At 65.9% G+C, this 26336-nt stretch carries 23 protein-coding genes; 13 read left to right on the top strand and 10 right to left on the bottom strand.

Going from position 1 to position 26336, the window contains the following annotated elements; translation table 11 throughout:
- Positions 1-12: 12 nt before the first annotated feature.
- Positions 13-1275, bottom strand: coding sequence for an RsmB/NOP family class I SAM-dependent RNA methyltransferase (locus tag HW466_RS10365; RefSeq protein ID WP_151006319.1), 1263 nt, complete (start codon positions 1273-1275; stop codon positions 13-15).
- Entirely contained in the window at positions 1272-1934 is a 663-nt protein-coding gene (gene purN, locus HW466_RS10360) for a phosphoribosylglycinamide formyltransferase (protein ID WP_059450933.1), read from the bottom strand. The genes HW466_RS10365 and purN overlap by 4 nt, the downstream gene beginning before the upstream one ends.
- Positions 1935-2056: 122 nt before the next feature.
- Here purN and HW466_RS10355 point away from each other — a divergent pair, with 122 nt between their 5' ends.
- The 5 genes from HW466_RS10355 to dut all read left to right on the top strand — a co-directional run bounded on the left by HW466_RS10355 (position 2057) and on the right by dut (position 8273).
- Positions 2057-3049 carry a bifunctional riboflavin kinase/FAD synthetase gene (locus HW466_RS10355; protein WP_059450932.1) on the top strand — a complete coding sequence of 331 codons (993 nt, stop codon included), beginning with the start codon at positions 2057-2059 and terminating at the stop codon, positions 3047-3049.
- Positions 3050-3151: 102 nt separating this feature from the next.
- The gene (gene ileS / locus HW466_RS10350) at positions 3152-5989 is read left to right on the top strand and encodes an isoleucine--tRNA ligase (protein ID WP_151004805.1); all 2838 of its coding nucleotides are present in this window, start codon (positions 3152-3154) and stop codon (positions 5987-5989) included.
- 2 nt (positions 5990-5991) lie between these two features.
- Positions 5992-6492, top strand: coding sequence for a signal peptidase II (gene lspA, locus HW466_RS10345; RefSeq protein WP_059508161.1), 501 nt, complete (start codon positions 5992-5994; stop codon positions 6490-6492).
- 67 nt (positions 6493-6559) lie between these two features.
- Entirely contained in the window at positions 6560-7771 is a 1212-nt protein-coding gene (gene coaBC, locus HW466_RS10340; protein ID WP_059508160.1) for a bifunctional phosphopantothenoylcysteine decarboxylase/phosphopantothenate--cysteine ligase CoaBC, read from the top strand.
- Between the two features lie 55 nt (positions 7772-7826).
- Positions 7827-8273 carry a dUTP diphosphatase gene (gene dut, locus HW466_RS10335; protein ID WP_059450928.1) on the top strand — a complete coding sequence of 149 codons (447 nt, stop codon included), beginning with the start codon at positions 7827-7829 and terminating at the stop codon, positions 8271-8273.
- A gap of 52 nt (positions 8274-8325) precedes the next feature.
- Here the strand turns inward: dut and HW466_RS10330 are convergent, their stop codons facing one another.
- The 4 genes from HW466_RS10330 to clpS all read right to left on the bottom strand — a co-directional run bounded on the left by HW466_RS10330 (position 8326) and on the right by clpS (position 13331).
- Positions 8326-9096, bottom strand: coding sequence for a COG4705 family protein (locus HW466_RS10330; RefSeq protein ID WP_151004807.1), 771 nt, complete (start codon positions 9094-9096; stop codon positions 8326-8328).
- A 140-nt stretch (positions 9097-9236) separates the two neighbouring features.
- Positions 9237-10616, bottom strand: a complete 1380-nt coding sequence (locus HW466_RS10325; RefSeq protein ID WP_151004809.1) for an amino acid permease — start codon at positions 10614-10616, stop codon at positions 9237-9239.
- Positions 10617-10719: 103 nt separating this feature from the next.
- Complete coding sequence (gene clpA / locus HW466_RS10320) at positions 10720-13020, bottom strand: ATP-dependent Clp protease ATP-binding subunit ClpA (protein ID WP_151004811.1); 2301 nt, start codon at positions 13018-13020, stop codon at positions 10720-10722.
- On the bottom strand, positions 13017-13331 hold the full coding sequence (gene clpS / locus HW466_RS10315; RefSeq protein ID WP_006398529.1) for an ATP-dependent Clp protease adapter ClpS: 315 nt from the start codon (positions 13329-13331) through the stop codon (positions 13017-13019). Before clpS ends, clpA begins: the two co-directional genes overlap by 4 nt.
- A gap of 290 nt (positions 13332-13621) precedes the next feature.
- On the opposite strand from clpS, the gene HW466_RS10310 reads away from it, so the two are divergent.
- Both HW466_RS10310 and HW466_RS10305 read left to right on the top strand, forming a co-directional pair.
- Positions 13622-13822, top strand: coding sequence for a hypothetical protein (locus tag HW466_RS10310; RefSeq protein ID WP_155639296.1), 201 nt, complete (start codon positions 13622-13624; stop codon positions 13820-13822).
- A gap of 57 nt (positions 13823-13879) precedes the next feature.
- Positions 13880-14083, top strand: a complete 204-nt coding sequence (locus HW466_RS10305) for a cold-shock protein (protein ID WP_004196460.1) — start codon at positions 13880-13882, stop codon at positions 14081-14083.
- A 177-nt stretch (positions 14084-14260) separates the two neighbouring features.
- Here HW466_RS10305 and HW466_RS10300 read toward each other — a convergent pair whose 3' ends face one another.
- On the bottom strand, positions 14261-15859 hold the full coding sequence (locus HW466_RS10300; protein WP_174905835.1) for a multicopper oxidase family protein: 1599 nt from the start codon (positions 15857-15859) through the stop codon (positions 14261-14263).
- Positions 15860-16582: 723 nt separating this feature from the next.
- Here HW466_RS10300 and HW466_RS10295 point away from each other — a divergent pair.
- The gene (locus HW466_RS10295; RefSeq protein ID WP_059450923.1) at positions 16583-16807 is read left to right on the top strand and encodes a hypothetical protein; all 225 of its coding nucleotides are present in this window, start codon (positions 16583-16585) and stop codon (positions 16805-16807) included.
- A 129-nt stretch (positions 16808-16936) separates the two neighbouring features.
- Here HW466_RS10295 and HW466_RS10290 read toward each other — a convergent pair whose 3' ends face one another.
- Complete coding sequence (locus tag HW466_RS10290; RefSeq protein WP_151004917.1) at positions 16937-19165, bottom strand: NADP-dependent isocitrate dehydrogenase; 2229 nt, start codon at positions 19163-19165, stop codon at positions 16937-16939.
- A 280-nt stretch (positions 19166-19445) separates the two neighbouring features.
- A complete protein-coding gene (gene icd / locus HW466_RS10285; RefSeq protein ID WP_044845581.1) occupies positions 19446-20702 on the bottom strand; it encodes an NADP-dependent isocitrate dehydrogenase in 1257 nt (418 codons plus the stop codon).
- A 275-nt stretch (positions 20703-20977) separates the two neighbouring features.
- Here icd and HW466_RS10280 point away from each other — a divergent pair, with 275 nt between their 5' ends.
- The 4 genes from HW466_RS10280 to fusA all read left to right on the top strand — a co-directional run bounded on the left by HW466_RS10280 (position 20978) and on the right by fusA (position 25052).
- Positions 20978-21556: a pseudouridine synthase gene (locus tag HW466_RS10280; RefSeq protein WP_170296675.1), complete on the top strand. Its 579-nt coding sequence runs from the start codon at positions 20978-20980 to the stop codon at positions 21554-21556.
- A 281-nt stretch (positions 21557-21837) separates the two neighbouring features.
- Positions 21838-22050: a hypothetical protein gene (locus HW466_RS10275; protein ID WP_006398520.1), complete on the top strand. Its 213-nt coding sequence runs from the start codon at positions 21838-21840 to the stop codon at positions 22048-22050.
- Positions 22051-22210: 160 nt separating this feature from the next.
- Positions 22211-22711 (top strand): DUF192 domain-containing protein, encoded by a 501-nt coding sequence (locus tag HW466_RS10270; protein ID WP_059465624.1) that lies wholly within the window; start codon positions 22211-22213, stop codon positions 22709-22711.
- A gap of 229 nt (positions 22712-22940) precedes the next feature.
- Entirely contained in the window at positions 22941-25052 is a 2112-nt protein-coding gene (fusA, locus tag HW466_RS10265) for an elongation factor G (protein ID WP_059508155.1), read from the top strand.
- Here fusA and HW466_RS10260 read toward each other — a convergent pair.
- Entirely contained in the window at positions 25033-25239 is a 207-nt protein-coding gene (locus HW466_RS10260) for a hypothetical protein (RefSeq protein WP_170296674.1), read from the bottom strand. The two genes, fusA and HW466_RS10260, sit on opposite strands and share 20 nt — an antisense overlap.
- Here HW466_RS10260 and HW466_RS10255 point away from each other — a divergent pair.
- Entirely contained in the window at positions 25229-26239 is a 1011-nt protein-coding gene (locus HW466_RS10255; protein WP_239005966.1) for a HoxN/HupN/NixA family nickel/cobalt transporter, read from the top strand. The two genes, HW466_RS10260 and HW466_RS10255, sit on opposite strands and share 11 nt — an antisense overlap.
- Positions 26240-26336: the final 97 nt, after the last annotated feature.

The following is a 26336-nucleotide window of genomic DNA, read 5'->3' as shown; positions in this document are numbered from 1 at the left end:
TCCCGGCTGCCGTTACTGCGCGCGCCGTTCGAGGACCGCGGCGAAGAAGCCGTCGGTCGCATGGCGGTGCGGCCACAGCGACAGGTAGTCGCCGGTCTCGAGCGCGATGCGCTGGTCGGCCAGCACCTTCTGCGCCGGCACCAGCGCGAAGTCCGGATGGTCGGCCAGGAACTGCTCGACGATCGCTTCGTTCTCCGCGTCGAGCACGCTGCAGGTCGCGTAGACGAGCCGGCCGCCCTTCTTCACGAGACGCGCGGCGCTCGCAAGGATCGACGCCTGCTTCGGCGTGAGCTCCTCGATCGACGTGCGCGTCTGGCGCCACTTGAGATCGGGGTTGCGGCGCAGCGTGCCGAGCCCGCTGCACGGCGCGTCGACCAGCACGCGGTCGATCTTGCCGGCGAGCCGCTTGATCTTCGCGTCGTGCTCGCTGTCGATCAGCACCGGATTCACGTTCGACAGCCCGCTGCGCGCGAGGCGCGGCTTCAGCTTCGCGAGACGCTTTTCCGACACGTCGAACGCATACAGGCGCCCGGTCGAGCGCATCATCGCGCCGAGCGCGAGCGTCTTGCCGCCGGCCCCCGCGCAGAAATCGACGACCATCTCGCCGCGACGCGGCGCGACCAGCGAGCACAGCAGCTGGCTGCCTTCGTCCTGCACCTCGATCTGGCCTTCCTCGAACAACTTCAGGCGCGTGAGCGCCGGCTTGCCGACCACGCGCACGCCGTGCGGCGCGAACGGCGTCTCGCCCGCATCGATGCCGTTCGCGCGCAGCGCATCGATCACCTGCTCGCGCGTCGCCTTCTGCACGTTGGCGCGCAGGTCGAGCGGCGCCGGATAGTTCAGCGCCGCGGCGAGCTGCGCGAGCTCCTCGGCGTCGAAACGGGCCGACAGCGCCTGGTAGATCCAGTCAGGCAGGTTCGTGCGCACGCGCACCGGCAGGCTCGCCGGATCGATCTTCGACACGTGCTCGAGCCACGCGGCCTCGGTGTCGGACACGAACGGCTTCAGCGCATTGCGGCCGAGCGTCTGCATCAGGCCGAGCAGCGTCAGGCGCCGTGCGGGGCTGCCCGTGCCGCTTTCGGCAAGGTGCGAAAACTCCATCTTCCGGCGCAGCACCGCGAACACCGCCTCGGCGATCACGCCGCGCTCGGCATGGCCGAGCTTCGGATGCGCGCGGAAGAACCGGCTCGTCGTCGCGTCGGCGGGGCCCGCGAACTTCAGCACCTCGGCGAGCAAGGTCTCGGTCTGGCCAATCAGGAATCCGTGCAGCTTCATACGCCCTCGCTCGTTTCGGTATGCGGTTGATCCGCGAAAATCCAGCGCGCCTCTTCCGGCGCCACCACTGCCCGGCCGTTCTCGAGGCGCAGGCGCCCCTCGACGAACCACCGCACCGCACGCGGATACAGCACGTGCTCGACCGTCAGCACGCGCTGCGCAAGCGCGGCCGCGTCATCGCCGGCACGCACGGGCACGGCGCCCTGCGCGACGATCGCACCGCTGTCGAGTTCGGGAATCACGAAATGCACGCTCGCGCCATGCAGCGCGACGCCGGCATCCAGCGCCTGCTGGTGCGTGTGGATGCCCTTGAAGCTCGGCAGCAGCGACGGGTGGATGTTCAGCAGCCGGCCCTCGTATCGTCTGACGAATTCGGGCGTGAGGATGCGCATGAAGCCGGCGAGCACGACGAGATCGGGCGCGAAGCGGTCGATCTCGGCGGCGAGCGCCGCGTCGAAGCTGTCGCGGCTGTCGAACGACCGATGGTCGACCACCGCGGTCGCCACCCCGTGCGATGCGGCAAAGGCCAGGCCGGCCGCGTCGGGCCGGTTGGCGATCACGGCGGCGACCTCGGCCGGCCAGCGTTCCTGCGCGCACGCGCGGACGATGGCCTCCATGTTGCTGCCGCGACCGGAAATCAGGATCACGAGTTTTTTCATCCGCGAATTTTACCATTCGCCCCCGCGTTTCCCGCCTTCTCGGCCGCCGGGCCGCCCGAACGTTTATAATCTTCTGCTTTGCGGCATCCCACCGCCCATTCCCCGACGCTGCATCCGCTATCGTGAAAGTCTTCCGCGGCCTGCCCAACGCCGAGAGCCGCGCGCCGTGCGCGCTGACGATCGGCAACTTCGACGGTGTCCATCGCGGCCACCAGGCCCTGCTCGCGCGCGTGCGCGCGGCAGCGGACGCGCGCGGCCTGCCCGTGTGCGTGATGACCTTCGAGCCGCATCCGCGTGAATTCTTCAACCCGGCCGGCGCGCCGCCGCGCATCGCGATGCTGCGCGACAAGCTGGAGGCGCTGCGCGAACACGGGGTCGACCGCGTCGTCGTCGAGCACTTCAACCACACGTTCGCGAGCCAGTCGCCGCAGGCGTTCGTCGAACGCACGCTGGTCGGCGGGCTGCACACGCGCTGGATGATGGTCGGCGACGATTTCTGCTACGGCGCGAAGCGCGCGGGCACCTTCGACACGCTGAAGGCGGCCGGCGAGCAATACGGCTTCGAGGTCGAGCAGATGGGCACGGTCGCCGGCAGCGACGGCACGCGCATCTCCAGCTCCGGCGTGCGCGCCGCGCTCACCGCGGGCGATCTCGACGCGGCCGCGCAGGCGCTCGGCCACGGCTACGCGATCAGCGGCCACGTCGCACACGGGCTCAAGCTCGGCCGCGACCTCGGCTTCCCGACCCTGAACCTGCCGATCGCGCACAAGCGGCCGGCGCTCAAGGGCATCTTCGTCGTGCAGGTGCACGGCCTCGGCCCTGCCCCGCTGCCGGGCGTCGCGAGCCTCGGGCTGCGCCCGACCGTCGACGATTCCGGCCGCGTGCTGCTCGAAGTCCATCTGCTCGACTGGCACGGCAACGCGTACGGCAAGCTCATCCGCGTCGAATTCCTGAAGAAGCTGCGCGACGAGGCGAAGTTCGACGATCTCGAGGCGCTGTCGCGCGCGATCGCGCTGGACGTCGCGAACGCGCGCGCGTACTTCATCGAGCGCGAGCGCGCGCCGGGCAGCCGCGCGACCGGCTTCTCGACGTCGGCGACCGACCGAATTAGCTGATCCGGCCGGCGGCGCCGCGCGCCGCCCCGTCGCGCCGCCCACACGCGCGCATCCCCGATTCACGACGCACGAGCGTCCCCCGATTTAGATAGCGATCCCATCATGAGCAACAAGAAAGCCGATTCGAAACCGCAGGCCAAGTATCCGGTCAACCTGCTCGACACGCCGTTCCCGATGCGCGGCGACCTGCCCAAGCGCGAGCCGCAGTGGGTCAAGGAATGGGAAGAGCGCGGCATCTACGAGAAGGTCCGCGCAGCCAGCAAGGGCCGGCCGAAGTTCATCCTGCACGACGGCCCCCCGTATGCGAACGGCGACATCCACCTCGGTCACGCGGTCAACAAGATCCTGAAGGACATCGTCGTCAAGTCGCGCAACATGGCCGGCTTCGACGCGCCGTACGTGCCGGGCTGGGATTGCCACGGGATGCCGATCGAGATCCAGATCGAGAAGCAGTTCGGCAAGTCGCTGCCGGCGGCCGAAGTGATGAGCAAGGCGCGCGCATACGCGACCGAGCAGATCGAGAAGCAGAAGGTCGGCTTCAAGCGCCTCGGCGTGCTCGGCGACTGGGCGAACCCGTACAAGACGATGAACTTCGTGAACGAGGCGGAAGAGATCCGCGCGCTCGGCAAGATCATCGAGAAGGGCTACGTGTATCGCGGGCTGAAGCCGGTGAACTGGTGCTTCGACTGCGGCTCGGCGCTCGCCGAGGCGGAAGTCGAGTACAAGGACCGTACCGACCCGACGATCGACGTGATGTTCGCGTTCGCGGAACCGGAAAAGACCGCGCAGGCGTTCGGCCTGCCGGCGCTGCCGCGCGCCGACGGCGGCATCGTGATCTGGACCACCACGCCGTGGACGATCCCCGCCAACCAGGCGCTGAACCTCCATCCGGAAATCGTCTACGCGCTGGTCGACACCGAGCGCGGGCTGCTGATCATCGCGGAAGAACGCGTCGAAGCCTGCATGACCGACTTCAAGCTGACGGGCCGCGTCATCGCGACCACGCCGGGCGTGAAGCTCGCGAACCTGCGCTTCCACCACCCGCTCGCGTCGGCCCACCCCGGCTACAAGCGCACCGCGCCCGTCTACCTCGGCGACTACGTGACGACCGACACCGGTACCGGCGTCGTGCACTCGTCGCCCGCCTACGGCATCGAGGACTTCCAGTCGTGCAAGGCGCACGGGATGACCGACTCGGACATCATCAACCCGGTGATGGGCGACGGCCGCTACATCGAATCGCTGCCGCTGTTCGGCGGCCTGTCGATCTGGGACGCGAACCCGAAGGTCGTCGACGCGCTGCGCGAGGCCGGCTCGCTGCTGCGCAGCGAGCACTACAAGCACAGCTACATGCACTGCTGGCGCCACAAGACGCCGATCATCTACCGCGCGACGTCGCAGTGGTTCGCCGGCATGGACGTGACGCCGCGCGAAGGCGGCAAGACGCTGCGCGAAACCGCGCTCGAAGGCATCGAGGCGACCGCGTTCTACCCGTCGTGGGGCAAGCAGCGCCTGTTCAGCATGATCGCGAACCGCCCGGACTGGACGCTGTCGCGCCAGCGCCAGTGGGGCGTGCCGATGGCGTTCTTCGTGCACAAGGAAACCGGCGAGCTGCACCCGCGCACGCTCGAGCTGCTCGAGGAAGTCGCGAAACGCGTCGAGCAGTCGGGCATCGAGGCGTGGCAGACGCTCGACCCGCGCGAGCTGATCGGCGACGACGCGAACCTGTACGAAAAGAACCGCGACACGCTCGACGTGTGGTTCGACTCGGGCACGACGCACTGGCACGTGCTGCGCGGCTCGCACAAGGATCAGCTGCAGTTCCCGGCCGACCTGTACCTCGAAGGCTCGGACCAGCACCGCGGCTGGTTCCACTCGTCGCTGCTGACCGCGTCGATGATCGACGGCCGCGCGCCGTACAAGGGCCTGCTCACGCACGGCTTCACGGTCGATGGCGAAGGCCGCAAGATGAGCAAGTCGCTCGGCAACGGCATCGACCCGCATGAAGTCGCGAACCGTCTCGGCGCGGAAATCATCCGCCTGTGGATCGCGTCGACCGACTATTCGGGCGAACTGGCGATCTCCGAGGAAATCCTGAAGCGCGTGACGGAAGGCTATCGCCGCATCCGCAACACGCTGCGCTTCCTGCTCGCGAACCTGTCGGACTTCGACTTCTCGCAGCACGCGGTGCCGGTCGACGAATGGCTCGAGATCGACCGTTACGCGGTCGCGTTTTCCACGCAACTGCAGGCGGAACTGCTGGGCCACTACGAGAAGTACGAGTTCCATCCGGTCGTCGCGAAGCTGCAGACGTACTGCTCGGAAGATCTCGGCGGCTTCTACCTCGACGTGCTGAAGGACCGCCTGTACACGAGCGCGCCCGACTCGCGCGCACGCCGCTCCGCGCAGACGGCGCTGTACCACCTGACGCAAGGGCTGCTGCGCGTGCTCGCGCCGTTCCTGTCGTTCACCGCGGAAGAAGCGTGGAAGGTGTTCCAGCCGGCCAGCGACACCGTGTTCACGGAAACCTACTACACGTATCCGGAAGTCGCCGGCGCGGCCGCGCTGATCGACAAGTGGGCGCTGCTGCGCGAAGTGCGCGGCAACGTGACGAAAGCGCTCGAGGAGGCACGCACCGCGAACCGCATCGGTTCGTCGCTGCAGGCCGAAGTGGCCGTGCATGCGAGCGGCGCGCGCTACGACGCACTCGCGAGCCTCGGCGACGACCTGAAGTTCGTGCTGATCACGTCGGCGGCAACGGTCGTGAAGGTCGACGACGAAGCGCAGGAAAGCGTCGACGTCGCGGCGTCGAAGTACCAGAAGTGCGAACGCTGCTGGCACTATCGCGAGGACGTCGGCGCGCACGCCGATCATCCGACGCTGTGCGGCCGCTGCTTCTCGAACCTGTTTGAAAACGGCGAAAACCGGAGCGCTGCTTGAATATGGCGAAGACTGTGTCGAAACCGGCCAGCGGCGCGCTCGCGCCCTGGCTCGGCATTTCGCTGATCGTGATCCTGTTCGACCAGCTGTCGAAGATCGCGATCCTGAAAACGTTCGCGTACGGCGCGCAGCATGCGCTGACGTCGTTCTTCAACCTCGTGCTGGTGTACAACCGCGGCGCCGCGTTCGGCTTCCTGTCGACCGCGAGCGGCTGGCAGCGCTGGGCGTTCACCGCGCTCGGCGTCGGCGCGACGCTCGTGATCTGCTTCCTGCTGCGCCGCCACGGCCATCAACGGCTGTTCAGCCTGTCGCTCGCGCTGATCCTCGGCGGCGCGCTCGGCAACGTGATCGACCGGCTGATCTACGGCCACGTGATCGACTTTCTCGATTTCCACCTCGGCGCCTGGCACTTCCCGGCGTTCAACCTCGCCGATTCCGCGATCACGATCGGTGCGGTGCTGCTGATCTACGACGAACTGCGTCGCGTGCGCGGCTCGCGCTGAGCGCGCATACTCGGTGTCGACGGCCGGCTTCGCGCCGGCCGTTCCGTTTGACCCTTGGAGGCCTGAGTTGGCACACGCAGAACTCGCAGGAAAACACCTCGTTCTCGGCCTGACGGGCGGCATCGCCTGCTACAAGATCGCCGAGCTCACCCGGCTGCTGACGAAGGCAGGCGCGACCGTGCAGGTCGCGATGACCGACGCCGCCACGCAGTTCATCACGCCCGTCACGATGCAGGCGCTGTCCGGCCGGCCCGTCTACACGAGCCAGTGGGACGCGCGCATCGACAACAACATGGCGCACATCGACCTGTCGCGCGAAGCCGACGCGATCGTGATCGCGCCCGCGTCGACGGACTTCCTCGCGAAGCTCGCGCACGGGTTCGCCGACGACTTGCTGTCGACGCTGTGCGTCGCGCGCGACTGTCCGCTGCTCGTCGTGCCCGCGATGAACCGCCAGATGTGGCAGAACCCGGCCACGCAGCGCAATGCCGCGCAACTGCGCGCCGACGGCGTGTCGGTGCTCGGCCCCGATTCCGGCGCGCAGGCATGCGGCGAAGTCGGCGACGGCCGCATGCTCGAACCCGAAGCGATTTACGAAGCGATCGTCGCGCACTTCGCGCCGAAGGTGCTCGCGCACCGTCGCGTGCTGATCACGGCCGGCCCGACGTTCGAGCCGCTCGATCCGGTGCGCGGCCTCACGAACCGCTCGAGCGGCAAGATGGGCTTCGCGCTCGCGCGCGCCGCGCAGCAGGCCGGCGCCGACGTGCATCTCGTCGCCGGGCCGGTCGCGCTCGACACGCCGTGGGGCGTGTACCGCCAGGACGTCCAGACCGCGCAGCAGATGTACGACGCGGTGATGCACGCGGTGTCCGACGCCGACATCTTCATCGCGGTGGCCGCGGTTGCCGACTGGCGCGTCGCCCAGCCAGCCGAGCACAAGATGAAGAAGACGGCCGATCGCAAGATGCCGGCGCTCGCCTTCGTCGAGAACCCGGACATCCTCGCGTCTGTCGCGGCACTGCCCGATCCGCCGTTCTGCGTCGGCTTCGCGGCCGAAAGCGGCGATCTCGACGTGCATGGCGACGAGAAGCGCAAGCGCAAGAACGTGCCGCTGCTGGTCGGCAATCTCGGCCCGCTGACGTTCGGCCGCGACGACAACGAAGTCGTGCTGTTCGAGGCGGCCGGCCTCACACGCCTGCCGCGCGCACCGAAGGACGAACTGGCGCACGTGCTCGTCGCGGAAATCGCGAAGCGCCTGCCGGACAACCGCCTGATCTGATCACCCGCGCGGTGGCCCGTGCCGCCGCGCCTTTTCCGACCGATTCGACGACCGCATGAAACTCGATCTGAAGATTCTCGACGCGCGCATGCGCGACTACCTGCCCGCCTACGCGACCACCGGCAGCGCGGGCCTCGACCTGCGCGCGTGTCTCGACGCGCCCGTCACACTGCAGCCGGGCGAAACGACGCTCGTGCCGACCGGCCTCGCGATCCACCTCGCGGATCCCGGCTACGCGGCAATGATCCTGCCGCGCTCGGGCCTCGGCCACAAGCACGGCATCGTGCTCGGCAACCTCGTTGGCCTGATCGATTCGGACTACCAGGGCCAGTTGATGATCTCGACGTGGAACCGCGGCCAGACCGAATTCGTGCTGAACCCGTTCGAGCGGCTTGCGCAGCTCGTGATCGTGCCGGTCGTGCAGGCGCAATTCAACATCGTCGACGACTTCGCGCAAAGCGATCGCGGCGAGGGTGGCTTCGGCAGCACCGGCCGTCACTGAGCGGCACCATGCAAGCAGGGGCCTCACGGCCCCTTTCCTTTTCCGTGACCGATCAACGATCGGCCGTCTGCGCGATCCGCGCGGGCTCGAGCCCGCGGCGCCGGGCCAGCGCGATGCTCGCGTAGATGACCATCGCGACGAGCACGCCGAGCAGCACCGCCGACGATCCGACCGTGCCGAGCGCGAGCCCGCCCTTGGCAACGGGTTTCGTCAGCAGGTCGCCGACCGTCGCTCCGAACGGCCGCGTGAGCACGAACGCGGCCCAAAACAGCAGCACGCCCGAAATGCGCGTGAAATAGTGGGCCAGAACGATCAATGCGAGCAGCCCGCCGATCAGCAATGCGCCGCCGCCGAAGCCGAGACCCGAGCTGTCCGCGAGAAAATCGCCGAGCGCGGTGCCCAGCGTGTTCGAGAACAGGATCGCGATCCAGTACAGGAGTTCGACCTTGCGCGTGCGGATCAGGTCGACCGACAGCGATTCGCCGCTCAGACGCCACACCGCGAAGATCGCCAGCAGGATCGCGACGAGAATCGACGAGCCGGCCGCGTAGCCGAGGCCGAGCGTGCGGTCCATGAAATCGGACATCGTCGTGCCGGCGGTGCTCGTCGCGACGATCACCGCCCAGTAGATCGCCGGCCGATACTGCGTCGTTTTGAGCTGTGCGCCCAGCGTCACGAGAAAGAAACCGAACAGCAGGATCGAGCTCAGTGCATAGCCGACGTTCAGCGTCATCGACAGCAAATCGCCGCCGGTCTCGCCGAGCGTCGTCGCGCAGATCTTCATGATCCAGAATGCGAGCGTGATTTCGGGGAGTTTGTTCATTCGAACCCTTTTTACGGAGGGCGACGGGCCGGCATGCGCCAGCCCGGATCGCGGACAGGTTCGAATGTAATCCCCGCCGCCTTAACGCAACCTTAGCGGCGCGACAGCGCCGCGCAGCCCGCGCCGAGCGAAGCCACGCGTCAACGCGCGTGCTGGTGCCGGTAGTGCAGCGCGTATGCGAGCGTCAGCAGCACGACGAATACGACGCCGACCACCATCGTCATCCGGAATTCCCGCGTAAAAGCCGTCGTCAGCAGGATCGCGCCGACGAGGCCGGCACCGAGCAGGCTGCCGAACGGATGCCCCCACATCCGGAACGCAAGCGCCGGGCCGCGATATCGCGCGCGAAAACGCAGGTGCGTGACGAAGATCATCAGCCACGTGAACAGCGCGCCGAACATCGCGATCGCCATCATCACGGTGAACGCCGTATCCGGCGACAGCGCGACGAGCACGGCCGCGACCGCGACGCCGCTGGTCGAGATCCACAACGCCGCACGCGGCACGCCGTTGTTGCCGAGCCGGCCGAACACCGCAGGCGCGAGCCGCGCGCGCGACAGGCTGAACATCATCCGCGTCGTCACGTAGAGCTGGCTGTTCATCGCCGACAGCGCCGCGATCAGCAACACGAAGTTGATCACGCCGGCCGCATACGGCACGTGCGTCGCGGCCATCACCTTCACGAACGGGCTTTCGTCGGTGCCGGCCTGCTTCCAGGGCACGATCGCGAGCATCAGCGACAGCGTGAGCAGGTAGAACAGCACCAGCCGGAACACCGTCGAGCGGAACGCGCGCGTGACCGCATGCTGCGGATCGCGCGCCTCGCCGGCCGCGATCGCGACCGCCTCGATGCTCATGTAGCTGAAGATCGCGACGATCACCGCGACCCAGGTGCCCCACGGCCCCTTCGGCATGAAGCCGTCGTGCGCGGTGTAGTTCGCAAAGCCGATGCCCGACGCCGCCGGCGCCGACCACACGAGATACGCGCCGAGCACGATGAACACGACGATCGCCGCGATCTTCAGCAACGAAAACGCGTACTCGACCGACCCGTACAGCGTGACGCTCGCGAGGTTCACCGCGATCAGCAGCGCGGAGAATCCGATCACCCAGTACCAGCCGGGCACGGCCGGGAACCAGTACTTCATGAAGACGGCGATCGCGCTGATCTCGGTGCCGATCGCGAACACCACCGCGAACCAGTACGCATAGCGCACGAGAAAGCCCGCGAGCGGGCCGACGTAGTGCTCGGCGTACGCGCCGAAGGAGCCGGCCGTCGGATGCGCGACGGTCATTTCCGCGAGCGCGCCCATCAGCAGCAGCGCGATCAGCGCGCCGATCGCGTACGAAACCAGCACGCTCGGGCCCGCGAGCCCGATCGCGAACCCGCTGCCGAGGAAGAGCCCCGTGCCGATCGCGCCGCCGATCGCGATCATCGCCATCTGCCCCGACGTCAGCGCATGGCGCAACCCTTGTTCGCGCGCGACGATGTTGTCGAACGATCGTTGTTGTTGTGTCACTGCGTTGCCACTCCCCTGCACCACCAACGCGCCACCGGCGCCAGATAAAACGAAACGGCGCGGAAAACTTCCCGCGCCGTTCGCATGAACAACGAATTATCGCTTACTCGACTTCGACCGTCTCTTCGTTCGGCTTGTGCGGCGGATTCGCCAGCTTGTCGAACGACAACTGCACCTTGTCGCCTTCGTCGACGTCGACCGTCACATGGCCGCCGTTCACCAGCTTGCCGAACAGCAGCTCGTCGGCCAGCGCGCGGCGGATCGTGTCCTGGATCAGCCGCTGCATCGGCCGCGCGCCCATCAGCGGATCGAAGCCGTGCTTTGCGAGATGCTTGCGCAACGCGTCGGTGAAGAGCGCGTCGACCTTCTTCTCGTGCAATTGCTCCTCGAGCTGGATCAGGAACTTGTCGACCACGCGCATGATGATTTCCTCATCGAGCGAGCGGAAGCTGATGATCGCGTCCAGACGGTTGCGGAACTCCGGCGTGAACAGGCGCTTGATGTCGGTCATCTCGTCACCCGTCTCGCGGCGCGTCGTGAAACCGATCGTCGCCTTCTGCATCGACTCGGCGCCCGCGTTCGTCGTCATGATGATGATGACGTTGCGGAAATCCGCCTTGCGGCCGTTGTTGTCCGTCAGCGTGCCGTGGTCCATCACCTGCAGCAGCACGTTGAAGATGTCCGGATGCGCCTTCTCGATTTCATCGAGCAGCAGCACGCAATGCGGCTTCTTCGTGACGGCCTCGGTCAGCAGGCCGCCCTGGTCGAACCCGACGTACCCCGGCGGCGCGCCGATCAACCGGCTCACCGCGTGACGCTCCATGTATTCCGACATGTCGAAGCGGATCAGCTCGATGCCGAGCGTGAACGCGAGCTGGCGCGCCACTTCGGTCTTGCCGACGCCCGTCGGGCCGGAGAACAGGAACGCACCGATCGGCTTGTCCATCTTGCCGAGGCCCGCGCGCGCCATCTTGATCGATGCCGCGAGTGCATCGATCGCCGGATCCTGGCCGAACACGACGCTCTTCAGGTCGCGATCGAGCGTCTGCAGCTTGCTGCGATCGTCCTGCGACACGCTCTGCGCCGGCACGCGCGCGATCTTCGAGATGATTTCCTCGATCTCGCTCTTGCCGATCGTCTTCTTCTGCTTGGACTTCGGCAGGATGCGCTGCGCGGCACCTGCCTCGTCGATCACGTCGATCGCCTTGTCCGGCAGGTGGCGGTCGGTGATGAAGCGAGCCGACAGCTCGGCCGCGGCCGACAACGCACCCGACGAATACTTGACGCCGTGATGCTCCTCGAAGCGCGACTTCAGCCCGCGCAGGATCGCAACCGTCTGCTCGACGGTCGGCTCCGTCACGTCGACCTTCTGGAAGCGCCGCGACAGCGCCGCGTCCTTTTCGAAGATGCCGCGATACTCGGTGAACGTAGTCGCGCCGATGCACTTGAGCGTGCCCGACGACAATGCCGGCTTCAGCAGGTTCGATGCGTCGAGCGTGCCGCCCGACGCGGCGCCCGCGCCGATCAGCGTGTGGATCTCGTCGATGAACAGGATCGCGTGCGGCCGCTCCTTCAGCTCCTTGAGCACCGTCTTCAGACGCTGCTCGAAGTCGCCGCGATACTTGGTGCCCGCGAGCAGCGCGCCCATGTCGAGCGAATACACCTGCGCGTTCGCGAGGATGTCCGGCACTTCGCCGCGCATGATGCGATAGGCGAGCCCTTCGGCGATTGCGGTCTTGCCGACGCCCGCCTCGCCGACGAGCAGCGGATTGTTCTTGCGGCGGCGGCACAGCACCTGCACGACACGCTCCACCTCCGGCTCGCGGCCGATCAGCGGATCGATGCGGCCATCCTTCGCCATCTGGTTCAGGTTCTGCGTGAACTGCGCGAGCGGGGTTTCCTTCTGCGCGTTCGAGTCTTCGCTTTCCGCGTTCGCGTCGGACGACTTCGCGGCTTCGCCGCCGTTCGTCTTCGCGATGCCGTGCGAAATGAAGTTCACGACGTCCAGGCGCGTGACGCCCTGCTGCTGCAGGTAATACACCGCGTGCGAATCCTTCTCGCCGAAGATCGCGACCAGCACGTTCGCGCCGGTGACTTCCTTCTTGCCGTTCGACGTCGACTGGACGTGCATGATCGCGCGCTGGATCACGCGCTGGAAACCGAGCGTCGGCTGGGTATCGACATCGTCGGTGCCCGGGACGGTAGGTGTGTTGTCGTGGATGAAATTGCGCAGGTTCTGACGCAAGTCCTCGATGTTGGCCGCACACGCGCGCAACACCTCGGCTGCCGTTGGATTATCCAGCAGGGCCAGTAGCAGATGCTCGACCGTAATGAACTCATGGCGCGCCTGGCGTGCTTCCATGAACGCCATGTGCAGGCTGACTTCCAATTCCTGGGCAATCATGCTTCCTCCATCACGCACTGCAGCGGATGCCCGGCCTGCCGCGCATGGGTAACGACTTGCTCAACCTTGGTCGACGCGATGTCCCGCGTATAGACCCCACATACCCCTCGCCCTTCGCGATGGACCTTCAGCATGATCTGCGTGGCCGTCTCGCGATCCTTCTTGAAATACTCCTGTACGACCATCACGACGAACTCCATCGGCGTGAAGTCGTCGTTCAGCAGCACCACCTTGTACATCGAAGGCGGCTTGAGCTTCTGCTGCTTGCGTTCCAGGACGGTGCTGTCCTGCTTGTCCGGGATAATCGCCATACACCCATTCTAAACAACTCGGACAGGCCCGCAATCCTGCCATTACCCGACCGACCGGCCGGCGCCCTCCCTGGTTCCCGACGACTCGCGATCGCCTTCGCGCCATACGAAAGCCGGCTGCGGTGCCGGCTTTCACGCGTGGCGCGGAACACGAACCGTCTGGGGGAAACCGCACCGGACCGTCGCATCCGCATCCAGTATCCCACAAGCCGGGACGACTCGATCGCGTGTCATTCGAGCCTGGTATATGAGCCGATTATGCGACTTTTCAAGTCGGCGCGCTTGGGGGCATGCTGCACAGCAAAGCCGGAGAAACCCTGAAAATGGGTTCTTTACAACGTCCCTCTAAACGTCTAAAAATTCCGCTTGACACTCAAATAAAGAGCGCCAACAATCAAGCTGGCACTTTTTTCAACTCGTCGGTTGGCGAATTGAAAGAGGCCGAAGGTGAGCTTGTGAGGGGGGAACGGCTGTATTTTCCGGTCGTTTAGCTTTTCGAGCGTGCTCGTGGTAAGTAGCAGCGACTGTGTGACAGGGGAAGTAGGAAAATGGCAACTGGTATCGTTAAGTGGTTCAACGACGCGAAGGGCTTCGGTTTCATCACTCCCGACGAGGGCGGTGAAGATCTGTTTGCGCACTTCTCGGCCATCAACATGCAGGGCTTCAAGACCCTGAAGGAAGGCCAGAAGGTGAGCTTCGAGGTCGTTCAAGGGCCGAAGGGCAAGCAAGCGTCGAACATCCAGGCCGCGTAAAGGCACCGGATATCAGACGAAGAAACCCGGCATCGCGCCGGGTTTCTTTTTTTCAGGCCGGCCACACGTTAATTCGATTGGCCGGCCTTTTCGTTCAATCCCGATAATTGGACACGTATTGTCTTGTCACACGCGCAGATGGAATTCCGTCATACGCGTGAAACGTATCGATACTCGCTACACGACCTTCAGCGTGCCCATCATGCCGAGATCCTCGTGTTCGAGAATATGGCAGTGAAACATGCGCTCGCCGGGCATGTCCTGCATCACGAGGATCGTCACGGTCTCCCCGCTGCGCACGTTCACGGTATCGCGCCACGCGCGGAACGGTTCGCTCGTGCGCGTGCCGTCCGATGCGCGCTCGATCACCTGGAATTGCGTGCCATGCACATGGAACGGATGGTCCATGTCGGTCGCATTGCGAATCGTCCAGCGTTCGACGTCGCCGCGGCGGCTCGTCAGCGTTGCATGGTGCGGCGCGTAGGTCGCACCGTTGATCGTGAAGCGCATTCCGGCCGGCCGGCCGTGCGCGGGGCCGTTCATCATCGCATCCATGTCCATCTCCTCGCCGAATGCGACTTCCTTGTGCGCAACCGGCTCGCCGAGTGCGGACACGGCGCGCAGCGTGGCCGGCAGCGCACGTGCGGCGGCCGGCGTGAAGGCGACGTCGGCAAGCGGCAATGCAGGATCGGCAGGCAGGCTGCCATGGCCGCCGTCATGCGACATCGCCATCTTGCGGCGGTCGTACTCGGCCGCCAGCAGCACCGCCCGTGACGCGCGATCGCCGGCGCGCACCAGCAGTTCCGCGCGCTCGCCCGGCGCGAGCAGCAGCGACGTCACGCGGCGCGGCGCATCGAACAACCCGCCGTCGGTGCCGACCTGCTCGAACGCACGGCCGTCGTCGAACGCAACGAGCAGATAGCGTGCGCTGCACGCGTTCCACACGCGCCAGCGCTCGTCGCTCGCGACGTCGATCCGCGGACGGCGCGCACCGTTGACCAGCACGAACTGGCCTTCGCGGCCATTCATCCAGTCCATCATGTCGTTCTGCGCAATCGTGCCGTCGCGCGCGAGCTTCAGGTCGGACACGAACAGGTTGCGCTCGGGCCAGCCGGCGAGCGGATCGTCGGCGGCCCGCACGACGAACGGGCCGGCCAGCCCGCGAAACACCTGCTCGGCGGTCATCATGTGCGGATGCGGGTGATACCAGTATGTGCCGGCACTGCCCTTCGGCAGCGTGAAGCGATACACGCGAGACGCGCCCGGCGCGACGGGATCGGACGGGTTACCGTCCTGGTCGGGCGGCACCGGCAGGCCGTGCCAGTGGATCGTCGACGGCTGCGGCAGCTTGTTCACGAAGCGGATCTCGACCGTGTCGCCCTCGCGCACGTCGATCAGCGGGCCGACCACCGGCCCGTGCGTGCCCGCACCGAACTGCCAGAACGTCGTCGGACGCGCGCCGTGCAGCATCGGACGCGCGACCGGCTGCGCGATCAGCGTCGCGCGGAACGTACCGGGTTCACGGCTCTCGTTCGCAAGCGTGCGCAGCGGCGCGAGCGGCGCGCCGGCCGGCAGCGCATCGGCCGCCGCGAGCGCGGCCGGTGCCGCTTTCGCGTGCTGCGCGTGCTCCGCCATCCCCGACATCCCCGGCATGTCGTCCATCTGGTCCATGCCCGCCATGCCCGCATGACCGGTGTGCTGCGCCCATGCGGTGCGCGCAAACAGCGATGCCGCCGCGACGCCGATGGCATGCGACAGGAAGGTTCTCCGTATCATCAATCGTTCCTCGTTATTCATGCAGCGTCGCGCGGCCTTCGCGACACTCGCGCTGGCTCGCAAGCAAAAGCGCTCGTGCGCGACGCGAATCCAGATGCCGGCGTCATCATAACCGCAGCCCCCGGGCCGAAGCGCGGCAACGGCCGACGCGCGTCGATGCGACGCACGGCGGCCCGTCGGACCAACGAATCAGATGCGATCGCCGAGCGCCGTCGCGCGTTACCGGGCATCGCGGCGCCTCGCCACACTCGCCACACTCGCCACACTCGCTGCAATCGCTGCAATCGGACGGCCGACGGCCTCCGCAATCCGCTTTCGTCACGCGCGGCCGACGCACGTCGCTCCCGCCGCTCGCTTCACCGCTCGGCGCGCCGCGCACCGCCGATGCGCGAACCGGCCAATTTTTCACGATGCGGAACAAGCCCCTGCGTTATAAAAATTCGTGGTGCATGGCACAAATTCGCTGTTTCGCGATGCCGAAAAACGTTCCGCAATACAAAATGATCGAAATAAGCCTTTGTTTTTTCTGATGTATTTTTGTTTCGAGAAAGCGCTCTACGCGCACCATCACGCGCTGCCCCGGACGTAGACTTTGTTCCATGCACTGACGCTTCGCCACGACGTTCGATACGGAATCCGGCGCAAGCAGCCAGTCGGGCCACAGCCGGCCGAGCCGGCGAACGGCACAACAGAATCGCTTGTGATCAGAAAGGGAGAACGGAAATGAAGGGATTTCGCTTTGGTTCAGCGCTCGGGTCGTTCTATATCCTGCCGGGCAACGGCGGCTGGGAAGCAACGTTCGGCAACGCCGTGCTCGGCGCGTTTTCGTGCCCGGAAGTGGCGGCCGACCACATCTCCCGCGGCGACTGCGAGCAACTGTCCGACCTCGATACGGCCACGCTCGAAGTGCCGCACGAAATCGCCGAGTGGGAAATCGTTCACGTCTGAATGGCACGCCGGCAACGCAAAACGCCCCGGGCGACCGGGGCGTTTTCATGTTCGGCGCTGCGGCGAGCCGCCAGGCCCGCCGCATCGGCTACTGCCGCTGCCGTGGCGAGCGCGCGAGCGCTACCTGCTTCAGGCGACCGCGTCGATGATGCCGTTCAGCGTCGCGCTCGGGCGCATCGCCCGGCTCGTCAGGTCGACGTTCGGGCGGTAGTAGCCGCCGATCGCCTGCGCGCTGCCCTGCGCGGCCGACAGTTCTTCCAGGATGCGCGCTTCGTTGTCGGACAACGACTTCGCGACACCTTCGAACTGCGCCTTCAGCGCGGCATCCTCGGTCTGCTCGGCCAGCGCCTGCGCCCAGTACAGGCACAGGTAGAAGTGGCTGCCGCGGTTGTCGAGGCCGCCGACCTTGCGCGCGGGCGACTTGTTCTCGTCCAGGAACTTGCCGGTCGCCTGGTCGAGCGTCTTCGCGAGCACGAGCGCCTTCGGGTTCTGGTACGCGTTGCCGAGGTGTTCGAGCGACGCGGCCAGCGCGAGGAATTCGCCGAGCGAATCCCAGCGCAGGAAACCTTCCTCGACGAACTGCTGCACGTGCTTCGGTGCCGAGCCGCCCGCGCCCGTTTCGAACATCCCGCCGCCGGCCATCAACGGCACGATCGACAGCATCTTCGCGCTGGTGCCCAGTTCCATGATCGGGAACAGGTCGGTCAGGTAGTCGCGCAGCACGTTGCCCGTGACCGAGATCGTGTCCTTGCCCGCGCGGATGCGCTCGAGCGAGAAGCGCGTCGCTTCGACCGGCGTCATGATGCGGATGTCGAGGCCGTTCGTGTCGTGATCCTTCAGGTAGCGTTCGACCTTCGCGATGATCTGCGCGTCGTGCGCACGTGCCGGATCGAGCCAGAACACGGCCGGCGCACCCGTCGCGCGCGCGCGGTTCACCGCGAGCTTGACCCAGTCCTGCACCGGCGCGTCCTTCGTCTGGCACATGCGCCAGATGTCGCCCGACTCGACCGCGTGCTCGAGCAGCACGTTGCCCGCTTGGTCGATGACGCGCACGACGCCGTCGGCCGGGATCTGGAACGTCTTGTCGTGCGAACCGTATTCCTCGGCTGCCTGCGCCATCAGGCCGACGTTCGGCACGCTGCCCATCGTGACCGGGTCGAATGCGCCGTGCTGCTTGCAGTCCTCGATCACGGCCTGGTAGACGCCCGCGTAGCAGCGGTCCGGAATCACGGCCTTCGCGTCGTACAGTTCGCCGTCCGGCCCCCACATGCAGCCCGACTCGCGGATCATCGCCGGCATCGACGCGTCGACGATCACGTCGCTCGGCACGTGCAGGTTCGTGATGCCCTTGTCCGAGTTGACCATCGCGAGGCGCGGACGCACCGCGTATTCGGCCTTGACGTCGGCTTCGATCGCTTCGCGCGTGTCGGCCGGCAGGTCCTTCAGGCGCGCGTACAGGTCGCCGATCCCGTTGTTCGGGTTGAAGCCGGCCTGCGCCAGCACGTCCGCGTGCTTCGCGAGCGCGTCGCGATAGAACACCGACACGAAGTGGCCGAACAGGATCGGGTCCGAGACCTTCATCATGGTCGCCTTCAGGTGCACCGAGAACAGCACGTCCTGCGCCTTGGCGTCGGCGATCTGCGCTTCGATGAAGCTGCGCAGCGCCTTGCGGCTCATCACCGATGCATCGATGACTTCACCGGCCTTCACGGCCGTCTGTTCCTTCAGCACCTTCTTCACGCCGTCGGCCGTCGTGAGTTCGATCTTCACGCTGCCGGCATCCGCGATCAGCGCCGACTTCTCGCTGCCGTAGAAGTCGCCTTCGCTCATGTGCGCAACATGCGCCTTCGACGTCGGCTTCCATGCGCCCATCTTGTGCGGATGCTTGCGTGCGTAGTTCTTGACCGACAGCGGCGCGCGACGGTCGGAGTTGCCTTCGCGCAGCACCGGGTTCACCGCGCTGCCCTTGATCTTGTCGTAGCGGGCCTTGATCGCCTTTTCTTCGTCGGTCGACGGCTCTTCCGGATAGGCCGGCAGCTTGTAGCCCTGCGCCTGCAGTTCGGCGATCGCGGCCTTGAGCTGCGGCACCGATGCGCTGATGTTCGGCAGCTTGATGATGTTCGCTTCCGGCTTCAGCGTGAGCTGGCCCAGTTCGGCCAGATCGTCGGAACCCTTCTGCTCCGGCGGCAGGACATCGGCGAATGCCGCGATGATGCGGCCGGCGAGCGAGATGTCGCGCGTTTCGACGGCGACGCCCGACGAGCGCGTGAAGGCCTTGACGATCGGCAGCAGCGAATAGGTCGCGAGCGCCGGCGCTTCGTCGGTGAGGGTGTAGATGATCTTGGGCGAAGTGGACATGGTCGATGCGTTGCTACGTGAAAATTTGGGACTGAGGGGCGCCGACGGTAATCGGCGGGGAGCGACCGGGTCGATCGCGAAAGGGGCGCGCCGGCTAGCCGGGCGGTGGTGTTGCGAAGGCCGTCATGTTCTACCTTGCAGGGCATGCGGGCCGCTTCGCGGCGCCGCGGCCCGCATGCCGGGCCGCCCTGCCAACAAACCTGCCGTTCATGAAATGCCCCGGCGCCGGCAGTAGGCGCCGGGGCCGCCGGCGGTTCGCCGGCCTGCCCCGGAACGGGACTTACATGTTCTCGATCAGCACTTCGCCGAAGCCGGAGCACGACACCTGCGTCGCGCCTTCCATCAGGCGCGCGAAGTCGTACGTGACGCGCTTCTGCAGGATCGACTTCTCCATCGCGGCGATGATCGTGTCGGCCGCTTCCGTCCAGCCGAGGTGGCGCAGCATCATTTCCGCCGACAGGATCTCGGAACCGGGGTTCACGTAATCCTTGCCCGCGTACTTCGGTGCCGTGCCGTGGGTCGCCTCGAACATCGCGACCGAATCCGACAGGTTCGCGCCCGGCGCGATCCCGATGCCGCCGACCTGCGCGGCCAGCGCGTCGGAGATGTAGTCGCCGTTCAGGTTCAGCGTCGCGATCACGTCGTATTCGGCCGGACGCAGCAGGATCTGCTGCAGGAATGCGTCGGCGATCGAATCCTTGATGACGATCTCGTTGCCCGTCTTCGGGTTCTTCACGCGCATCCACGGGCCGCCGTCGATCAGCTCGCCGCCGAACTCCTTCTGCGCGAGCGCATAGCCGGCGTCACGGAACAGGCCTTCCGTGAACTTCATGATGTTGCCCTTGTGCACCAGCGTGACCGACTTGCGATCGTTGTCGATCGCATACTGGATCGCCTTGCGCACGAGACGCTCGGTACCTTCCGTCGACACGGGCTTGACGCCGATCCCCGAGGTTTCCGGGAAGCGGATCTTCTTCACGCCCATTTCTTCCTGCAGGAACTTGATGACCTTCTTCGCCTGCTCGGAGCCCGCGGCCCATTCGATGCCCGCGTAGATGTCTTCCGAGTTCTCGCGGAAGATGACCATGTCGATCTTCTGCGGCTCGCGCACCGGCGACGGCACGCCCTTGAAATACTGGACCGGGCGCAGGCACACGTAGAGGTCGAGCTCCTGGCGCAGCGCGACGTTCAGCGAACGGATGCCGCCGCCGACCGGGGTCGTGAGCGGCCCCTTGATCGACACCACGTATTCCTTCAGCACCTGCAGCGTTTCGTCCGGCAGCCACACGTCCGGGCCGTACACTTTCGTCGCCTTCTCGCCCGCGAAGATTTCCATCCAGTGGATCTTGCGCTTGCCCTTGTACGCATGCGCGACCGCCGCGTCGACGACCTTGATCATCACCGGCGTGATATCGAAGCCCGTGCCGTCGCCTTCGATATAGGGAATGATCGGCTGATCGGATACGTTGAGCGAGAAGTCCTTGTTGACGGTGATCTTGTCACCGCCCTCCGGAACCTTGATGTGCTGATACGGCATGATCGACTCCAGTGACGTGGCTGAGCAGGTGATGCTGGTCGAAACTGCGCGCGCGGCGAGGTGGCCCTGCCACCCTCGTGACGGCAACAGCGAGCGCTATTCTAGCGCCCCAACCGGGGCCGGCGGCACGAAGCGCGACGCTGCGTATCAAGTCTTCCCTTATGTCTTATATAAGACAGAGGACTTGCCGTTCCGTATTATGCATTAAGATTCCGCCATTTGCCATAGACCGCCCCGTCCCGCTTCCCCGCGGGCATGCCGGGCGGGTGCCCGCCATGACCCTGATCGCCCTCAACAAGCCGTTCGGCACGATTTGCCAGTTTTCCGCGCACGAGACGCGGCCGTCGCTCGGCGACTGGGTAAAAACACCCGGCGTCTACCCGGCCGGCCGGCTCGACGCGGACAGCGAGGGCCTGCTGCTGCTCACCGACGACGGTGCGCTGCAGGCGCGCATCGCCGAGCCGCGTCACAAGCTCGTCAAGCGCTACTGGGCGCAGGTCGACGGCGCGCCCGGCCCGGCCGACCTGAAGGCGCTCGCGCGCGGCGTCGATCTCGGCGACTACGTGACGCGCCCGTGCCGCGCCGAATTCATCGAACCGCCCGATGCGCTGTGGCCGCGCAATCCGCCGATCCGCTATCGCGCCGCGATTCCGACCACGTGGATCGAACTCGCGATCACCGAGGGCAAGAATCGGCAGGTGCGGCGGATGACTGCCGCGATCGGCTTCCCGACGTTGCGTCTCGTGCGCGTCGGCATCGGCGCGCTCGACATATTCGCGCTCGGCATTGCACCCGGCGAAACAATCGCACTGCCGCCGCGCGCGCCGTGGGACGGTTTCGCACACGCCGAATGACGCGTTCCGGGCGCGCGAATTTTTCGTCGTCTTTTTCGTCAACCGCCTGCGAAGATCGCGCGTTAAACCACGCAGATGCCAACCTTAGCTATCCGGCATTGGCAGCCGAACCCGTGTTTGCGTCACGAAAGCGACGTTTTTATCGAATACGATTCGGCGCCCGCAGCGCAATGAGAAATTTCTCGAAGCGTCTGTCAACCGAAAGGTGGATGGCACCGTTAGACGACATGACTCCTATTGCCGGGTCATTTGGTTAATTAACTAAAGCTGAGGAACACAACATGAACAAACTGATCGCCGCTCTGGTCGCTGGCCTCTTCGCAACGGCTGCTTTCGCACAAGCTTCGGCTCCGGAAGCTGCTTCGGCTGCTGCTCCGGCAGCTGCTTCGGCACCGGCAAAGCACAAGGCTGCCAAGAAGCACCACGCAAAGAAGCACCACGCAGCAAAGAAGGCAGCTAGCGAAGCCGAAGCACCGGCAGCTGCTTCGAACTAAGTAAGCAAGCTGTAATAACGCAGTCAAGAACACGCAGTCTTGCCGTTCTTACGGCGTTGAAAGGCAGATCACCGCAAGGCGATCTGCCTTTTTCTTTTTTGTGCCCGCCGGCGCGCTTCGCGTACCATGCGGGTCTCGTTTTCCCGATAGGAGCCCTGCTGTGCGATTCTCCCTGCGCTCGTCGCTCGGCCGCCTTGCGCGCGCCGCCGTGTTTCCCGCCGCGCTTGCCGTCCTCGCACTCGGCATGCAGACCGCCCACGCGCAGATGCCGCCCGGCGCCAAGCAGCCGAGCGAGTTCCCGCGCGCGAAGCTGCGCGCCGGCATGTACGTGATCGACGCGGCCGTCGCCGCGAACGACGCCGACCGCGAACAGGGGCTGATGTACCGGTCGCAGCTCGCGCCGAACGAAGGCATGCTGTTCGTGTTCAACGAGAACGCCGTGCACTGCTTCTGGATGAAGAACACGCTGATTCCGCTGTCGATCGCGTTCATCCGCGCGGACGGCACGATCACCGACATCGACGAAATGAAGGCCGAGACGACCGACAACCACTGCCCGCGCAACAACGGCGTCTACGCGCTCGAAATGAGCAAGGGCTGGTTCGCGGCGAAGGGCATCAAGCCGGGCATGAAACTCGAAGGCCTGCCCAAGGCCCAGTAACAGCCATTGCCGCGGCACCGCCGCACGTCGACCGAAGCCGGCCGCCCGCTCTCTCCAGCGGGGCGCCGGCTTCTTTTTTTGCCAGCCGACGGCAGCGACCACCTTGATTCGGCCATCGTTGCCCGTATCTGCAAAAGCCACGGACAAGCGCTATCCTTTAAATCTCGCTTGTTCCAGCCCGGGCCGGTGCAGCCGGCCCGCTTACGATCCGAACCACCAGGAGGTTCACGTGCCCCGCAAAACCCCCATCGAGCGCTATCGCAATATCGGGATCAGCGCTCACATCGATGCCGGCAAGACCACGACGACCGAGCGCATCCTGTTTTACACCGGCGTGAGCCACAAGATCGGCGAAGTGCACGACGGCGCGGCCACGATGGACTGGATGGAGCAGGAGCAGGAACGCGGCATCACGATCACGTCGGCGGCGACCACGGCCTTCTGGAAGGGCATGGCCGGCAACTATCCGGAACACCGGATCAACATCATCGACACCCCCGGGCACGTCGACTTCACGATCGAGGTCGAGCGCTCGATGCGCGTGCTCGACGGTGCGTGCATGGTCTACGACTCGGTCGGCGGCGTGCAGCCGCAGTCCGAAACGGTGTGGCGTCAGGCAAACAAGTACAAGGTGCCGCGCATCGCGTTCGTCAACAAGATGGACCGCATCGGCGCGGACTTCTTCCGCGTGCAGAAGCAGATCGGCGAGCGCCTGAAGGGCGTCGCCGTGCCGATCCAGATTCCGATCGGCGCGGAAGAGCATTTCCAGGGCGTCGTCGATCTCGTGAAGATGAAGGCGATCGTCTGGGACGACGAAAGCCAGGGCGTGAAGTTCACGTACGAGGACATTCCCGCGAATCTCGTCGAGCTCGCGCACGAGTGGCGCGAGAAGATGGTCGAGGCCGCGGCCGAAGCGAGCGAGGAACTGCTCGAGAAGTATCTGCACGACCATGAATCGCTGACCGAGGACGAGATCAAGGCCGCGTTGCGCCAGCGCACGATCGCCAACGAGATCGTGCCGATGCTGTGCGGCAGCGCATTCAAGAACAAGGGCGTGCAGGCGATGCTCGACGCGGTGATCGACTACCTGCCGTCGCCGGTCGACGTGCCCGCGATCCTCGGCCACGACTTCGCCGATCCGGAGAAGCCGGCGGAACGCCACCCGAGCGACGACGAGCCGTTCTCGTCGCTCGCGTTCAAGATCATGACCGACCCGTTCGTCGGCCAGCTGATCTTCTTCCGCGTGTATTCGGGCGTCGTCGAATCGGGCGACACGGTGCTGAACGCGACGAAGGACAAGAAGGAGCGGCTCGGCCGGATCCTGCAGATGCACGCGAACGAGCGCAAGGAAATCAAGGAAGTGCGCGCGGGCGACATCGCGGCGGCGGTCGGCCTGAAGGAAGCGACGACGGGCGACACGCTGTGCGATCCGGCCAAGCCGATCATCCTCGAGAAGATGGAATTCCCGGAGCCGGTGATCTCGCAGGCCGTCGAGCCGAAGACGAAGGCCGACCAGGAAAAGATGGGCCTGGCGCTGAACCGTCTCGCCCAGGAAGATCCGTCGTTCCGCGTGCAGACCGACGAGGAATCCGGCCAGACGATCATCTCGGGGATGGGCGAGCTCCACCTCGAAATCCTGGTCGACCGGATGAAGCGCGAATTCGGCGTGGAGGCGACCGTCGGCAAGCCGCAGGTCGCGTATCGCGAAACGGTGCGCACGACGGCGACCGATGTCGAAGGCAAGTTCGTCAAGCAGTCGGGCGGGCGCGGCCAGTACGGGCACGCGGTGATCACGCTGGAGCCGAACCCCGGCAAGGGCTACGAGTTCCTCGACGAGATCAAGGGCGGCGTGATTCCGCGCGAATTCATTCCGGCCGTCGACAAGGGCATCATCGACACGCTGAAGAGCGGCGTGCTCGCGGGCTACCCGGTCGTCGACGTCAAGGTGCACCTGACGTTCGGCTCGTACCACGACGTCGACTCTAACGAAAACGCGTTCCGGATGGCCGGCTCGATGGCGTTCAAGGAAGCGATGCGCCGTGCGAAGCCGGTTCTGCTCGAGCCGATGATGGCCGTCGAGGTCGAGACGCCCGAGGACTTCATGGGCAACGTGATGGGCGACCTGTCGAGCCGGCGCGGCATCGTGCAGGGGATGGAGGACATCGCGGGCGGCGGCGGCAAGCTGGTGCGCGCCGAAGTGCCGCTTGCGGAGATGTTCGGCTATTCGACGTCGCTGCGCTCGGCCACGCAAGGTCGGGCGACGTACACGATGGAGTTCAAGCACTACGCGGAAACGCCGGCGAACGTGTCGGAAGCCGTGATCAACGCGAAAGCGAAGTAAGCGCGACGCGCGCGCGCTGCTGCGCGCCGACCGCAAGCCCGTCCGGTTCCGGACGGGCTTTTTTTCGTCCGTCGAACGCGGCGATGCGGGTGACCGACGCCGCTTTTTGATCGGCACCCCGGGCCATTTTTGCGCGTGCCACAATGCGTTGCGATTCGTCCGATGGAACCACTCCGATGCCGTCCACCCCTGCCCTGCGCCGCCTGCTGATGCTGTATGCCGGCCTGATCGCCGCGAACGTCGCCGTCTGGCTGTGGGCGCTCGCGGTGCTGCGCGACCATCCGCTGCTGCTCGGCACCGCGGCGATCGCGTACGGGCTCGGCCTGCGTCATGCGGTCGACGCCGATCACATCGCCGCGATCGACGTCGCGACGCGCAAGCTGATGCAGGATGGCCACCGTCCGGTGACGGTGGGCCTGTTCTTCTCGCTCGGCCACTCGACGATCGTGGTCGCCGCGACGCTTGGCATCGCGCTGAGCGCGTTCGCGCTGCGCGAGCGCTTCGACGCATTCCGCGAGATCGGCGGCACGATCGGCACGGCGGTGTCCGCCACCTTCCTGCTCGTGCTCGCGTGCATGAACCTGGTGATCCTGCGCGACGTGTGGCGGCGCTATCGCCGCGCGCCGGACGCGGCTCACGGCGCCGCGCACACGCATCGCGCGAGCGGCCTCGTGTCGCGGCTGCTGCGTCCGCTGTTCCGGTTCGTGTCGAAAAGCTGGCACATGTATCCGGTCGGCGTGCTGTTTGGCCTGGGTTTCGATACTGCAACAGAAATCGCGTTGCTCGCGATCGCGGCCGCGCAGGCGAGCCACGCGCTGCCGCTCCATTCGGTCATGCTGTTTCCCGCGCTGTTCGCCGCCGGCATGACGCTGATCGACTCGACCGACAACGTGCTGATGATCCATGCGTACGGCTGGGCGATGGACGATCCGCGGCGCAAGCTGCTCTATAACGCGAGCATCACGCTGCTGTCGGCGGCCGTCGCGCTGGCGGTGGGCGGGATCGAAGCCGCCGGCCTGCTCGCCGACAAGCTGTCGCTGACGGGCCCCGTACGCGATGCGCTCGATGCACTTGGCGCGCGTTTCGGCACGATCGGTTACGGCATCGTCGCGCTGTTTCTCGTCGCCTGGATCGCGTCGATCCTCTGCCATCGCTGGCCGCGCGCTGCCAACACGGCGGCGCGATAGACGTAGTCAGACGTTTCATTTCGGAAACAAAAAGCTCACGACGGCGTATCACGCGCTGACGGGCGATTCGTACGCGCCTTGCGCCACGGGCATGACC

The organism is Burkholderia territorii (assembly GCF_902833055.1).
Lineage (GTDB): Bacteria > Pseudomonadota > Gammaproteobacteria > Burkholderiales > Burkholderiaceae > Burkholderia > Burkholderia territorii.
Note: the sequence above shows the minus strand (reverse complement) of the source record. Positions and strands in the feature narration are given on the sequence as shown.